This is a genomic window from Noviherbaspirillum sp. Root189 (assembly GCF_001428545.1).
Taxonomy (GTDB): Bacteria; Pseudomonadota; Gammaproteobacteria; order Burkholderiales; family Burkholderiaceae_D; genus Noviherbaspirillum.
Map to the genome: position 1 here is coordinate 85,137 of NZ_LMHZ01000012.1, position 13,349 is coordinate 98,485.

Annotated in this window: 10 protein-coding genes and 3 pseudogenes; 7 read left to right on the top strand and 6 right to left on the bottom strand. The window is 57.1% G+C overall.

Translation table 11 applies throughout. The features are described from left to right. Position 1 precedes the first annotated feature (1 nt). Positions 2–886, top strand: a complete 885-nt coding sequence (locus ASE07_RS08310; RefSeq protein WP_057290344.1) for a decaprenyl-phosphate phosphoribosyltransferase — start codon at positions 2–4, stop codon at positions 884–886. Between the two features lie 2 nt (positions 887–888). Further along, complete coding sequence (locus tag ASE07_RS08315) at positions 889–1,311, top strand: divergent PAP2 family protein (protein ID WP_057290345.1); 423 nt, start codon at positions 889–891, stop codon at positions 1,309–1,311. A 352-nt stretch (positions 1,312–1,663) separates the two neighbouring features. Here the strand turns inward: ASE07_RS08315 and ASE07_RS29630 are convergent. The 5 genes and pseudogenes from ASE07_RS29630 to hrpA all read right to left on the bottom strand — a co-directional run. Further along, positions 1,664–1,882, bottom strand: a pseudogene (locus tag ASE07_RS29630) (dCTP deaminase); the annotation flags it as partial. 3 nt (positions 1,883–1,885) lie between these two features. Further along, positions 1,886–2,395, bottom strand: a pseudogene (locus ASE07_RS29635) (hypothetical protein); the annotation flags it as partial. A 42-nt stretch (positions 2,396–2,437) separates the two neighbouring features. Next, positions 2,438–2,791: pseudogene (locus ASE07_RS29640) on the bottom strand (dCTP deaminase); the annotation flags it as partial. 139 nt (positions 2,792–2,930) lie between these two features. After that, complete coding sequence (locus ASE07_RS08325) at positions 2,931–4,256, bottom strand: NAD(P)/FAD-dependent oxidoreductase (RefSeq protein ID WP_057290347.1); 1,326 nt, start codon at positions 4,254–4,256, stop codon at positions 2,931–2,933. A 460-nt stretch (positions 4,257–4,716) separates the two neighbouring features. Further along, complete coding sequence (gene hrpA / locus ASE07_RS08330; RefSeq protein WP_057290348.1) at positions 4,717–8,649, bottom strand: ATP-dependent RNA helicase HrpA; 3,933 nt, start codon at positions 8,647–8,649, stop codon at positions 4,717–4,719. Positions 8,650–8,716: 67 nt separating this feature from the next. On the opposite strand from hrpA, the gene argA reads away from it, so the two are divergent. Both argA and ASE07_RS08340 read left to right on the top strand, forming a co-directional pair. Then, positions 8,717–10,027: an amino-acid N-acetyltransferase gene (gene argA, locus ASE07_RS08335; protein ID WP_057290563.1), complete on the top strand. Its 1,311-nt coding sequence runs from the start codon at positions 8,717–8,719 to the stop codon at positions 10,025–10,027. Positions 10,028–10,083: 56 nt separating this feature from the next. Next, a complete protein-coding gene (locus tag ASE07_RS08340) occupies positions 10,084–10,356 on the top strand; it encodes an oxidative damage protection protein (protein WP_057290349.1) in 273 nt (90 codons plus the stop codon). A 130-nt stretch (positions 10,357–10,486) separates the two neighbouring features. Here the strand turns inward: ASE07_RS08340 and rpiA are convergent, their stop codons facing one another. Next, on the bottom strand, positions 10,487–11,158 hold the full coding sequence (gene rpiA / locus ASE07_RS08345; protein WP_057290350.1) for a ribose-5-phosphate isomerase RpiA: 672 nt from the start codon (positions 11,156–11,158) through the stop codon (positions 10,487–10,489). A gap of 199 nt (positions 11,159–11,357) precedes the next feature. Between rpiA and ASE07_RS08350 the strand changes: the two genes are divergently transcribed. The 3 genes from ASE07_RS08350 to ASE07_RS08360 are packed head-to-tail and all read left to right on the top strand — an operon-like array spanning position 11,358 to position 13,309. Continuing rightward, on the top strand, positions 11,358–11,720 hold the full coding sequence (locus ASE07_RS08350; RefSeq protein WP_057290351.1) for a response regulator: 363 nt from the start codon (positions 11,358–11,360) through the stop codon (positions 11,718–11,720). Beyond that, positions 11,720–12,334 carry a chemotaxis protein CheX gene (locus ASE07_RS08355; RefSeq protein WP_057290352.1) on the top strand — a complete coding sequence of 205 codons (615 nt, stop codon included), beginning with the start codon at positions 11,720–11,722 and terminating at the stop codon, positions 12,332–12,334. The genes ASE07_RS08350 and ASE07_RS08355 overlap by 1 nt, the downstream gene beginning before the upstream one ends. Before the next feature lie 27 nt (positions 12,335–12,361). After that, entirely contained in the window at positions 12,362–13,309 is a 948-nt protein-coding gene (locus ASE07_RS08360; protein WP_057290353.1) for a GGDEF domain-containing protein, read from the top strand. Positions 13,310–13,349 lie beyond the last annotated feature (40 nt).

Sequence of the window (13,349 nt, forward strand, 5' to 3'; positions counted from 1 at the left end):
GATGCACAATACCGTCACAGCGCGACCACTCCTTGCGCAGTTTTTTGGAGTGGTCGCTCTGATGCGTCCAAAGCAGTGGATAAAAAATGGATTCGTCCTTGCCCCTCTCATTTTTTCAGGCGTTTTTTTAGATTTCAGCGCGATCAGGCAGGCCCTCATTGCCGTCGTGCTCTTCTGCATCGCATCTTCGTCAACGTACATCATCAATGACATGCATGATGTCGATCGTGATCGACGTCATCCTAAAAAGTCGAAGACTCGTCCACTGGCGGCTGGCCTGGTATCGTTTCCGATGGCATTTGTCTTGTTGATCCTCCTTTGGAGCGCACTATACTTTGGATGGCTACTTGCACCGGCTGTTGTAGAGGTTATTGCGGCCTATCTATTGTTGAATATTGCCTATACCTTCGCCTTGAAGCATCAGCCAGTTCTCGATATCTTTACCATTGCAATCGGTTTTGTGTTGCGAGTTTATGCCGGTGCAGTTGCATTGACCGTGCCCGTATCAAACTGGATGTTTGTGACCACGCTTTGCCTTGCGCTGTACCTGGCGGCGGTAAAGCGGCGCCAGGAGTTGTCTCAAAGTGGAACAGAAGGGAGAAAAGTCCTAGAGAAGTATTCTGTTTCATTAGTTGACCGTTACGCTGAAATGTCGGCGATGGGTGCGCTAGTTTTTTACAGCATGTTTGTGATGTCTGCAAAGCCAGAACTAGTCATTACAGTTCCGTTAGTGTTATTTGGATTATTTCGATACTGGTTCGTGGTAGAGGTACTTGAAGCGGGAGAGTCCCCAACAGACGCACTGATCGCTGACTGGCAATTGCTGCTTACGGTCGTTTTGTGGATGGCTTCCTGCGTTTGGGCATTATGGCCAGGACGGGTATGAACATGGATTTGTCTTACGCCCTTATACCATTCCTCGCCTGGCTCGTTGCCGGAAGCACTAAATTCCTTATTAATACGATTAGGGCAAAACGTTTTGCTTTTGATCTTATCGGATACGGTGGTCTGCCGAGCAACCATAGCGCTATTGTTAGCAGTACCGCAGCGTTGATTGCTCTTAAGGAGGGTATTGGCCACCCTGCCTTTGGCTTGGCAGTCACCCTAGCGTTTATCGTCATATTGGATGCGAACAGCCTGCGGCGGCAGATCGGAGCGCAAGCTGCCGTTATTAATCGCCTCACCACGCCATCGGAAGGTTTAAAACCATTGCGCGAACGCATGGGACATACGCGCACTGAGATTGCTGCCGGGGTTTTAGTAGGAGTTGTTGTCGCATTCGTTACGTATACGTTTATTCCTATTTGGTGAGCTTAACTAATACGGTGTCGCGCATATAACTTGATAAGCGTTGATTTCTCGTTATGGGACGTAGGGTCGTGATGAATTGCCGTTCTTGCTGTGATCCGACAACGGGTTAGTCCAGAGATGACTTCATAAACGCCTCCGGAGCAGAATCATAGCCAAGGCAAGGGAGACAAAGCCGGTGTAATGTTCTATGCACCGGTTCCATCAGGTAGGCACGCGCTTGAGCTTGTTGAGTCATGCGAAAGTGCGTTCGATTTTCCAGCGTGGGGTGTACCGCCGCAGTGCTCGGCCGGACCATGGCGGCTGTGGCCTCACCTTCATGTGCAGAGAAGATGAGGTCATTTTTTATTGATGTTCAGGTCTTTGGCAGTGTCACGCCTATCTGCCCCTGATATTTACCGCCACGGTCTTTATAAGACACATCGCAGACTTCATCCGATTCGAAGAAGAGTACCTGCGCCACGCCTTCGTTAGCATAAATTTTTGCAGGAAGCGGCGTCGTGTTTGAAAATTCCAAAGTCACAAATCCCTCCCATTCCGGCTCAAAGGGGGTGACGTTGACAATGATCCCGCAGTTGTGGACGATTACGCCGTCCTCGAGCGCGAAGTTTTGACCCTCTGGAACCGTCAAGCAAAATACCGCATGCGTGCCCGCTCGTTTTCGCACTGAAACGACACGGTGATTTGAGGGCATGCTTGCGTCCGCATCGACTGCTTCCGTAACGGATGTCGGCAAACCGGCAAAGCGCCTCTTACACGCCTCAAGCAATTGGCTGGTCATCGCTAACGTGCCCGATAGCGGTCGATAAACCAACTCGGCGGCGCCAGTCCCATATCGATAAAGCGGCATCAATCGTTCGTCCGGCACCAAGTCCTGTGCCATAACGTAGCTTCCATCGCGACGCATGAAACGATGATCTAGGGTCGCTGCGATTACTCGGCCATTGTCGAGCTCGATTTCCAGCAACTCATCGTATCCGACTAATCGCGGTGCGACGAGTTGCGCAACACCCAGGTCACCTCCGGGAAGCATGGTGTATCCATAGTATTCCTCATCGGGATGTAAGGCCATTGCCTGCAGCGTCATTGCGGGACGACCCACGAGTGCAACTTTAGTATCGCCCGAAAAACAACGTGCATAAGTGGACTTACCAAGACATATGGTTAGCACATTACGTGGAATTCGAAAGTATTCCACTGTTCTCGCCAATGCAAACGAATTGGGTGGAATGATGCAATAGCCCTTGCCGGAAACGTCAACGAAGTTATTTTCATCGAAGTTCTTTGGGTCGACAATTGTGGTGTTTATATTTGTGAAGAGCTTGAATTCGTCGGCACAGCGTATATCGTATCCATAGCTTGATGTACCGTAAGAGACGATCTTATGCCCATCAACCGTCTTTACCTGATTTGGCTCGAACGGTTCAATCATGCCTGCCTCGGACGCCATGCGGCGGATCCACTTGTCGGATTTGATACTCATTGTTTTCGCGGGTGTAGTGAAATCGGGTCACACAGCATGAGCGTGCCAGTCGATGACGATCGAAGCATCCTGATGCCGCATGGAGTTTCCCGCGATTTTACGCGAAAACGGGAGCCGGACGCGCTTTCGCGCCCGCAAATTACACCGACTGGCTGGCTGGCTCCGCCGGAGAGCCGTACGGGGTATGGAAGACCGACGCCTGGTCGACAAATTGCTCCTGGACGCACTCGGCATAAGCCTGTTTGAGGAGGGTCGGATCCTGCAGCAAACGGTCTTTCCACTCTCCGAGCCTGACCTGATGCTGGATCAGGCCACGCAGGATGTTGGCATGTTCGGTGATACCCACGACATTGCAACCAATCAGGATATCCCGGCTGAACTCCAGCCGCATGTAGCGGAAATGCGTCTCGTCAGCGACCTCTACCCACTGGCCGCCTCGTATTCCCTGCCAATGGCCGAAGGACGATGAAATCAGGCCCATGGTGTCGAACACGTCGATCTGGCGCAGCCCGCGCTGCACCGCATGCTTGTCGCTCATATTGAGCGCCGCGCAGTAAGCCTGGTCGGCTGCATTCGGTTGTACGCCCGCAATGACGCTGCGGCCGCACGCTTCGTCGAAGGTTTCGGCGCAGTCCCCGGCGGCATAGATGCCCGGCATATTGGTCTGCATGGCAGCATCGACCACCACGCCCTGGACGAACTTGATGCCGCTCCCCTTCAGGAAATCGATGTTCGGCGTGCTGCCGGTGCAGTAAACCACCAGGTCAGCCTGCAATTGCACACCGCTCGACAGGCGGACGATGCGTGGCGAGCCGACTTGCTGCAATGTGTTGCTGCCAATGGCAACAACACGGGTCGAAGTGTGTACCTTGATGCCCTTGCGCTCGCACCAGCGCTGCACCATATCGCCCGCGCCCTTGCTCAATGCGCCCGCCATCATGCGGTCACGTTTTTCAATAATGGTCAGGTCGACGCCGCGCGATGCCAACGCCTCCATCACCAGGCAGCCGATGAAGCCGGCGCCAATCACGACAACACGGGAGCGCGGCCGTGCAAGCTGCATGATCTGACGCGCATCGTCCAGCGTCCAGCAGGCGTGCACGCCGGGGAAATCAATACCCGGGATCGTGGGGACACGGGGACGCGAACCGGTCGCGATCAGCAGCTTGTCAAAAGAGAGGATACCGCCGTCTTCCATCTTGATGGTACGGGTCCGGCTGCTGATGTGTACGGCACGGCCGGTAATCTGTTGAATACGCTGGCGCGCGAAATAATCCTTGTCGCGCCGCAGTTGCGTGCTGGACTCGCTGATTTCGCCTGCGATCAGGTTTGGGAGCGCCATACGGGAATATGGCATTTCGACTTCGTCGCCGACGAGCACAATGTCATCCGCCGGCGCATTCTTGCGCAGGGTTTCAGCGGCGATGACTCCGGCAGGCCCGTTGCCGAGAATGACGTGTTTCATGTCGCGGCCCCACCTTCCTGTCTTGTCGCAACCCAAATGGGAGCCTTGGTCTGACGGGGGTGCGTTGTCTGCGTTGCGTGTGTTGTTTTTGATCGATGCATTTCCTTCTCCCTGTGGATGAGGACTGATACCAATCCCAACCCATAACGCACCATGAGATCGCGTCTTTTTCTGGGGGCGCCGAGCTGCCTGCCTGCGTTGCACTCGTCGTCAATAGCTCGCTATTGACTCCTCCTGCGCCTTGCCAGTCAAAAAAATCCATCGATCTCATTTGTCACGTTATAGCGACTATATCGGCGCAATGATGCTATTTGTTGAAAAAGATCAACACGAGAATATGACCTGGAACAAAAGGAACGGAATACTGCCCCGAGGTTTGATCTAAACAGGTGTTTGGCAGGCCGGATTGTGGTGTTTGATTTGCAATGTTGCAAGTCATGACGCCGCGCAGGGATCCACGTTAGCGCTGCATGGACTCCCAGACTTTCTGGAGGCGCTTGACCGACACCGGCATCGGCGTCCGTAATTCCTGCGCAAACAGGGATACCCGCAACTCCTCCAGCAACCAGCGGAATTCAAGCATCTTGGGATCGCCGCTTTTCTGCCGGTCCTTGAGCGCACGTTGCCATGGCGCTGCAACCTGCATCCATTCGGCCATCAGACGTGCATCACGCGCCGGATCGGCCCGTAGCTTCTCCAGCCGTACGTTGATCGCCTTCAGGTAGCGCGGAAAATGGCTGAGCTGTGTGTAATCGTTGTCCGCGATGAATCGCTTGCCGACCAGTGCCTGCAGCTGTGACTGCATGTCCGCCGCGCTCGCAGCATGCGCCTTCGCCCCCTGCAGCTTTTTCGGGAGCGTGTAGTACTCGGCCAGTACCTGTCCCGCCAGCCGTGCAATCTCATTGACCAGCAAGCTGATGCGCGACTTTCCTTCGTCCTTGCGCTGGTTGAACTCCTGCGCATTCTTCGGTAGCGGATCCTGCATGCAGGCACGCTCCAGCCCGGCCTGAATGATCTGGTCGCGCAACTCTTCCTGCGATCCCAGCGTCATGTATTGCATACCCATTTGCTGCAGTCCGGGGATATTCTTTTCAAGGAACTTGATCTGCTCCTTGAGCTGCAGCGCAAACAGCTTGCGCAATCCAACCCGGTGCACCCGCGCCGCTTCGGCCGGATCGTCGAAGACTTCGAGATCGCAGTGACTGCCCTTGTCCACCAAGGCCGGAAAGCCGATCAGGCTTTGCTTGCCTTGCTGGATTTCCAGCAGTTCGGGCAGTTCGCCGAAGGACCATGTGGTCAGGTTCTGCTGGTCCGCGGAGGATGACCTGGACGCTCCGGACCCTTCCGAGGCCGCTGCCTTCGGCTTTGCCGCAGCGGATGCCGCTGGTGCCTCGCCGCCGGCCACTGGAGCAACCGTGGTTTTCTCGGCGATCTTCTGGAAGCTTTCGCGCGCCTGGCTGCCGAACTCCGCCTGCAGGTTCGACAGGTTACGGCCCATCTCCAGCTGGCGTCCATGCTCATCAATGATCTTGAAGTTCATGAAGTGGTGTGCCGGCAGCGTCTCCAGCTTGAAATCCGTGGTCTTGGGCGTGACACCGGTCTGTTCGCGCACATCAGCGATCACGGCATCGAGCAGATTGCCCTTGCCGAACTCGGCGCGCTCGCAGAATCTGGCGGCGTAGTCCGGCAACGGCACGCAATGCCGGCGCAGCTTTTGCGGCAGCGACTTCAGCAGCAGATGCACCTTTTCCTTCAGCATGCCGGGCACCAGCCATTCGCAGCGGTCAGCCGATACCTGGTTGAGCACATACAGCGGCACGGCGAGCGTAACGCCGTCGCGCGGGCTGCCCGGCTCGAAGTGATAGGACAAAGTCATCGCAACGCCGCTGACCGTCATCGTTTTTGGAAACAGGTCCGTCGTGATGCCTGCCGCCTCATGCCGCATCAGATCATCCCGGTTCAGATGCAGAAGCTTGGGATTTTTAGCTGTAGCTTCCTTTAGCCATTTCTCGAACGCGATACCGGTGTGTATTTCCTGCGGGATCAGCTTGTCGTAAAAGGCGGCAATCAGTTCCTCGTCGACCAGCACGTCCAGGCGGCGCGACTTGTGCTCGAGGTTTTCGATTTCACGGACCAGTTTCTGGTTATGCGCCAGGAACGGAGCGCGTGTTTCGTATTCGCCATCCACCAGCGCGCTGCGGATGAAGATGTCGCGCGCTTCCGCCGGATTGATCTGTCCATAGTTGATGCGGCGCTGACTGTAGACCACCAGGCCGTAGAGCGTAGCGCGCTCGCTGGCCGTGACCTGCGCAGTGCGCTTTTCCCAGCGTGGATCGCCGTAGGATTTTTTCAGCAGGTGACCGCCGACGCGTTCCAGCCAGTCGGGCTGGATTTGCGCAATGCAGCGCGCATACAGGCGTGTCGTTTCGACTAGTTCTGCACCCATGACCCAGCGTCCGGCTTTCTTCGCAAGATTCGATCCCGGCCAGATGAAGAACTTGATGCCGCGCGCTCCAAGGTAATGCGGCTCATCGTCGGCCTTGTAGCCCACGTTGCCAAGCAGTCCTGTCAGCAAGGCCGTATGCAGCTGCTCGTAGGTCGCTGGCGCCTCATTGAGGCGCCAGCCCTGCTCGCGTACCAGCGTCAATAGTTGCGAATGCACATCGCGCCATTCGCGCAGCCGCAGTTGCGACAGGAAGTTCGCTCGACAACTGTCCATCAGTTGCCGGTTCGACTTCTTTTGTTCGATGGCTTCTTCAAACCATTTCCAGATCTTCAGGTAGGTCTGGAATTCAGACTTTTCGTCCGCAAATTTTTTGTGGGCGTTGTCCGCCGCATCCTGCGCCTCGACAGGCCGCTCGCGCGGGTCCTGCACCGACAGGGCCGAGGCGATGATCAGCACTTCACTGAGCGCCGCATTGTCGCGCGCGGCGAGGATCATGCGCCCCACCCTCGGATCCAGCGGCAGCTTGGCAAGCTGCCTGCCAAGCGGGGTCAGCTGGTTGGCATCATCGACCGCACCCAGTTCCTGCAGCAATTGATAGCCGTCGGCAATCGCGCGGCCCATCGGCGGCTCGATGAAGGGAAAGGTTTCGACATCGGCCAGCCGCAGCGACTTCATGCGCAGGATGACTGACGCCAGCGAAGAACGCAGGATCTCCGGATCGGTAAACTTCGGACGCTGCAGGAAATCCTGTTCGTCATAGAGACGGATACAAACGCCGGCAGCCACCCGGCCACAACGCCCGGCGCGCTGGTTGGCGGCGGACTGGGCCACCGGTTCGATCTGCAGTTGCTCAACCTTGTTGCGATAGCTGTAGCGTTTGACGCGGGCAAGGCCGGCGTCAACAACGTAGCGAATGCCGGGCACGGTCAGCGAGGTTTCCGCAACATTGGTGGCCAGCACGATGCGTCGTGCATTCGAGGTCTTGAACACCCTTTCCTGTTCCTGCACGGACAGGCGCGCAAACAGAGGCAGGATTTCGACATGTGGCGGATGATGCTTCCGCAAGGCTTCCGCCGCGTCGCGGATCTCGCGTTCGCCGGGCAGAAACACCAGTACGTCTCCGGGACCAATCCGGGCCAGTTCATCGACGGCGTCGACCACCGCATCCATCAGGTCGCGCTGCTCCTTCTGGGCAGCCGACCGGCCATCGGGTTTACCATCGGTTTTCCCATCATTCTTATCTGCCGGTTCCACCGGGCGATAACGGACCTCCACCGGGTATAGCCGGCCCGAAACCTCGATGACCGGTGCCAGCTTGTCGCCACGGGAAAAATGCCGGGCAAACCGGTCGGCATCGATGGTTGCCGACGTAATAATGATTTTCAGGTCAGGACGTTTGGGCAGCAGTTGCTTCAGGTAACCGAGCAGGAAGTCGATGTTGAGGCTGCGTTCATGCGCTTCGTCGATAATGATCGTGTCGTACTGCCTGAGCAGTGGATCGGTCTGCGTTTCGGCCAGAAGGATGCCGTCGGTCATCAGTTTGACGGACGCACCTTTGGAAAGGGTATCGGTAAAGCGCACCTTGAAGCCGACATGTTCGCCGAGCGGCGTGCCGAGTTCCTGGGCGATGCGCTTGGCGGTGGACGATGCGGCAATACGGCGCGGCTGGGTATGGCCGATCAGGCCCTTGCTGCCGCGTCCAAGCTCCAGGCAGATTTTGGGCAACTGCGTGGTCTTGCCGGACCCCGTTTCCCCGGACACGATGATGACCTGGTTCGCGCGCAGGGCATCGGCAATCTCGCGCCGCCGGCCCGAGACGGGCAGCTCTTCGGGAAAGACGATGGGCGGCAGCGGATTACGGACAACCGGCGCGGGAGGTACGGGGGCTTTTGCCTGCGGATGGCGCGGCTTTTGCGGTGTTTTTTGGGCTTGTTCTGGTGCTGACATATCGTGGCGAATTATACAGAGCCTGAACTAACCGACTCGGCGACAAGCTCTGTATATAATGCGCATCATGGAAAATCCAATAGAGTTCGTTCAATGGCTGCGCTCGGTTGCGCCGTACATTCACGCTTTTCGCGGTAAAACCTTCGTGGTGGCCTTCCCAGGCGAACTGGTGATGGCCGGTGCCCTGCCCCTGCTGGCGCAGGATTTGTCGCTGTTGCATGCACTCGGCATCAAGGTCGTGATCGTTCACGGTTCGCGCCCCCAGGTTGAAGAGCAACTCGGCTTGCGCAACCTGAAAGCCCGTTACCACAACGGGCTGCGGATCACGGACGCGCCGGCAATGGAATGCGTCAAGGAAGCGGCCGGAGAGCTGCGCCTCGATATCGAAGCCGCGTTCAGCCAGGGCTTGCCGAACACGCCGATGGCGCATGCCGCGATTCGTATCATTTCCGGCAACTTCGTGACTGCCCGACCGATTGGCGTCATCGACGGGGTCGACCTCGAATTTACCGGCGTGGCGCGCAAGATTGCTTATGAGACCATCCACCCGATATTAAGTGCCGGCGGCCTGGTCCTGCTATCGCCGCTGGGCTTCTCGCCGACAGGCGAAGCCTTCAACCTGACCATGGAAGACGTGGCGGTGGCCGCAGCGACGGCATTGAGGGCCGACAAGCTGATTTTCATCACCGAAACCCCGCTGATGAGCGATGTCGAAGGCCGCGACGTGCGGGAATTGACTGCGGCGCAAGCCAACACCTTGCTCAATGCCAGCGTCCTGCCGCCTGATTCGGCTTTCTATCTGCAGCATTGCGTCAAGGCATCCCGTAGCGGGGTGCCGCGCTGCCATATCGTGCCTTTTGAGATGGACGGTTCCGCGCTGCTGGAAATCTTTACCCACGACGGCGTGGGCACCATGGTCAGCACCGAAAACCTTGAGACCCTGCGTGAAGCGACCATTGAAGACGTGGGCGGCATCCTCAAATTGATTGAACCACTGGAAGCCGACGGCACGCTGGTCAAACGCGGACGTGAACTGATCGAACGCGAAATCGACTATTTTTCTGTCATCGAGCACGACGGCGTTATCTTTGGCTGCGCCGCGCTCTATCCTTTCCCCGCGGAGAAAATGGCCGAAATGGCATGCCTTACCGTCAATCCGGAGGTGCAGAGCCAAGGCGACGGAGAACGGATCCTCAAGCATATGGAAAACCGGGCACGCGCCGCCGGTTTCAACAAGTTGTTCGTCCTGACGACGCGTACCGCCCACTGGTTCATCAAGCGTGGCTTCGTGCCGGCAACGGTCGACGATCTGCCCAAGGACAGGCAACATATGTATAACTGGCAACGCAAGTCGCTGGTACTGATCAAGCAACTTTAAAACCGCAGGTCCTCCAACCGGAGAGACCAACAATTTGAATCGATAAGGAGTAGAACATGGCCCGCATGGTCCACTGCGTCAAGCTGAACAAAGAAGCCGAAGGCCTGGATTTTCCGCCCTATCCCGGGGAACTCGGCAAACGCATATACGAAAGCGTCTCCAAGGAAGCATGGGCCGGCTGGCTGAAGCATCAGACCATGCTGGTTAATGAAAACCGCCTCAACCTGGCGGATGCGCGCGCACGCAAGTATCTCGCGACCCAAATGGAAAACCACTTCTTTGGTTCGGGTGCGGATGCGGCGTCCGGTTACGTACCACCCTCGGAGTAAGAAAAATACAGAAGTACGCAAAATAAGCAGGCGTAACCGTCTGCCCAAAAACAAAAGCCCGCCGGCATCATGCCGCGGGCTTTTGTTTTTCAAGCATGCCGGACTGTCGCCGGCTTACCGAGGCTACCTGTCAGAAGGTCAACTTTTTTACACCTTCCGCCGTGCCCAGCAACGCCACATCCGCCCCGCGCTGCGCGAACAGGCCCACTGTCACCACACCAACGATATTGTTGATTTCCGCTTCGAATGCCTTTGGATCGGCGATTTGCAAGCCGACCAGGTCGATAATCATGCAACCGTTATCGGTCAGCAACGGCTTGCCGTCCTTCAGACGCAAACGCGGTTCGCCGCCGAGCGTCTTCAGCTTGCGGGCAACGGCCGCCTGCGCCATCGGAATCACTTCGATCGGCAGGGGAAACTTGCCGAGCATATCGACAAGTTTGGACCCGTCGGCGATGCAAATGAATTGCCTGGCCACGGATGCCACAATCTTTTCGCGAGTCAGCGCCGCCCCGCCTCCCTTGATCATGGCGCCGGCATTGGTAATTTCGTCAGCGCCGTCGATGTAGACGGACATCGATTCAACGTCGTTGAGGTCAAGCACCTGGATACCGTGGGAACGCAGGCGCTCCGCGGTCGCTTCCGACGACGCGACCGCGCCCGTGATGCGGTCTTTGATCTTGCCGAGTTCGTCGATGAAAAAATTGGCGGTGGAACCGGTGCCGACGCCGATGATTTCGCCGGAAGGAACATATTCGATTGCGGCGCGGGCCACGGCTTGTTTCAGTTCGTCTTGGGTCATGATGCGGTGCTGCCGGTCTTGCCGAGTGCAGTTACTACGCTCAGCGACGGCAGTGTTGGTTGATGGAAGCCGATATTTTAAGGGCTGAAGCGTGCGGATTCAGGTTTTTTCTTTTTCAACTGTCCGACGCCGGCAAAGGGAATGGTAGACTTGCCATAAAGCATGAACATGCGTCAATCCGTTCTGAAGTGATGTGAAAATGACAACCGTATTGGTAGTAGACGACAGCAGAGTATCCCGTATGCTGTCCCGGCAATTCCTGCTGCAGAAGCAGCCCGACTGGACGATTGCCGAGGCAGCCAGCGGCGAGGAAGCGATCGACAAGCTTGACAGCGTCACACCGGACCTGGTGTTGCTGGACCTGAATATGCCCGGCATGGGCGGACTTGCCGCCGTCACCGAGATCCAGGCGAAATGCCCCGGCACACGCATCATCCTCCTGACCGCAAACGTGCAGGAGGCAATCCGTGACAAAGCCAAAGCCATGGGCATCGGCTTTGCGGAAAAACCGATTACCGAAGCCCGTATCGACCAGATCATCGCCTCTTTCGAGAAACCGTGATGTTTCAGCTCACCGAACTTCAGCATGACGCGCTGGTGGAAATGTTCAACCAGGGCGTAGGACAGGCCGCAGCGGCCATGAGCCGCATCGTGAACGAGGAAGTCACGATGTCCGTGCCGATGGTCCAGTTCCAGAGCCGTGCCGAGGTGGCAAAGACATTGGGTAGCGGTGAAGGCCGCCGTATTTGCGCGATTGCGCAGCAATTCAACGGCGCATTCAATACCGAAGCTTTCCTGATGTTCCCCGAAGAGAAAAGCCTGGAAATCGTCCGCCTGATGGTGGGACAAAGCCTCTCGCTCGAAGAACTGAGCGAGATGGAACAGGAAGCGATGAGTGAAATCGGCAACATCATCCTGAATTCCTGCATGGCGACGCTGGCCAATGCGTCCGGGCGCGAACTGCAGGGCTCTCTGCCGATGTACCACGTCGGCACCAGCGACGACATCCTCGGCCAGAATGGCAAGCAATGGGACGGCGTGGTGCTAACCCTGACAATCGATTTCAACATCGAGCGCCATCATATTTACGGCTATGTCGCCTTCCTCCTCGACATGCCGGCACTGCAGGACCTGCAGCACTATATCGACGGCTACCTGGCCAAATTGACCGGTTAAACTTACTGCAAAACGGAAAAGAGGCAAATGCAAAGCTTGCTACAAGGCGTGCTGAAAGCTGTCCGGACCGGCATCATCGTGTTTGATGCCGAGCAGCGCGTCGTCCTGTGGAATCACTGGATGGAACAGCACTCGCACGTTGCTGCAGCTTCTGTGCTCGGCAAGGCTTTCAGCGAAGTCTTCCCCGACATGGTCGATGGCCGTACCCACATCGCGATCGACGCGGCGCTGCAACACAATTTTGCCTCTCTGCTGTCACAGACCCTGAACAAGGCGCCCTTCCCGCTCTTCGTCAATCCGGCCGATGCTGACAGCGGCCTGCGCATGCAACAGGCGGTTCATGTGATGCCGCTCGAAGTCGATACCATGCCGCGTCATTGCGTGGTGCAAATTACCGATGTCAGCATGGCGGTTTCGCGCGAACGCAAGCTGCGCGAGATGGCGCTCGAACTGGAATCCCAGACGCTTGTCGACGGCCTCACCGGCATCGCCAACCGTCGCCGTTTCGATCTGCACCTGGATGATGAATTCCGGCGTGCCAAACGCAATGGATCACCGATCTCACTGATCATGATCGACGTTGATTCCTTCAAGGATTTCAACGACAACTATGGCCACCAGCGCGGTGACGCCTGCCTGGTGGAGATTGCCGCTGCGCTCGTGCGCGTGCTCAACCGGGCACGTGACCTTGTGGCACGTTATGGCGGCGAAGAGTTCACCGTGGTCTTGCCGGACACGAATGAAGATGGTGCGCTACAGGTGGCTGAAGCAATGCGCGCGGAAGTGGAAGGCTTGTGCGTCGAGCATGGCTTTTCCGGCGTGGCCAAACATGTGACCATCAGCCTGGGCGTCAGCACGATGGTGCCGGAACTTACCACGACGACCAGTAGCCTGGTGCATGCCGCGGATCGTGCCCTGTATCAGGCCAAGCGCTCAGGCCGAAATTGCGTGATGGTGAATAGCGAAGGCAAATAGGCAGGAGCCCTGCGCCCTGCATGGCGTACTGAACTGCGCC

What these genes read in the sequence shown, in the direction of transcription:
- ASE07_RS08310 (WP_057290344.1), top strand. Translation starts at nt 2, where the DNA reads ATGCACAATACCGTCACAGCGCGACCACTCCTTGCGCAGTTTTTTGGA.
- ASE07_RS08315 (WP_057290345.1), top strand. Translation starts at nt 889, where the DNA reads ATGGATTTGTCTTACGCCCTTATACCATTCCTCGCCTGGCTCGTTGCC.
- ASE07_RS08325 (WP_057290347.1), bottom strand. Translation starts at nt 4,256, where the DNA reads ATGAAACACGTCATTCTCGGCAACGGGCCTGCCGGAGTCATCGCCGCT.
- hrpA (WP_057290348.1), bottom strand. Translation starts at nt 8,649, where the DNA reads ATGTCAGCACCAGAACAAGCCCAAAAAACACCGCAAAAGCCGCGCCAT.
- argA (WP_057290563.1), top strand. Translation starts at nt 8,717, where the DNA reads ATGGAAAATCCAATAGAGTTCGTTCAATGGCTGCGCTCGGTTGCGCCG.
- ASE07_RS08340 (WP_057290349.1), top strand. Translation starts at nt 10,084, where the DNA reads ATGGCCCGCATGGTCCACTGCGTCAAGCTGAACAAAGAAGCCGAAGGC.
- rpiA (WP_057290350.1), bottom strand. Translation starts at nt 11,158, where the DNA reads ATGACCCAAGACGAACTGAAACAAGCCGTGGCCCGCGCCGCAATCGAA.
- ASE07_RS08350 (WP_057290351.1), top strand. Translation starts at nt 11,358, where the DNA reads ATGACAACCGTATTGGTAGTAGACGACAGCAGAGTATCCCGTATGCTG.
- ASE07_RS08355 (WP_057290352.1), top strand. Translation starts at nt 11,720, where the DNA reads ATGTTTCAGCTCACCGAACTTCAGCATGACGCGCTGGTGGAAATGTTC.
- ASE07_RS08360 (WP_057290353.1), top strand. Translation starts at nt 12,362, where the DNA reads ATGCAAAGCTTGCTACAAGGCGTGCTGAAAGCTGTCCGGACCGGCATC.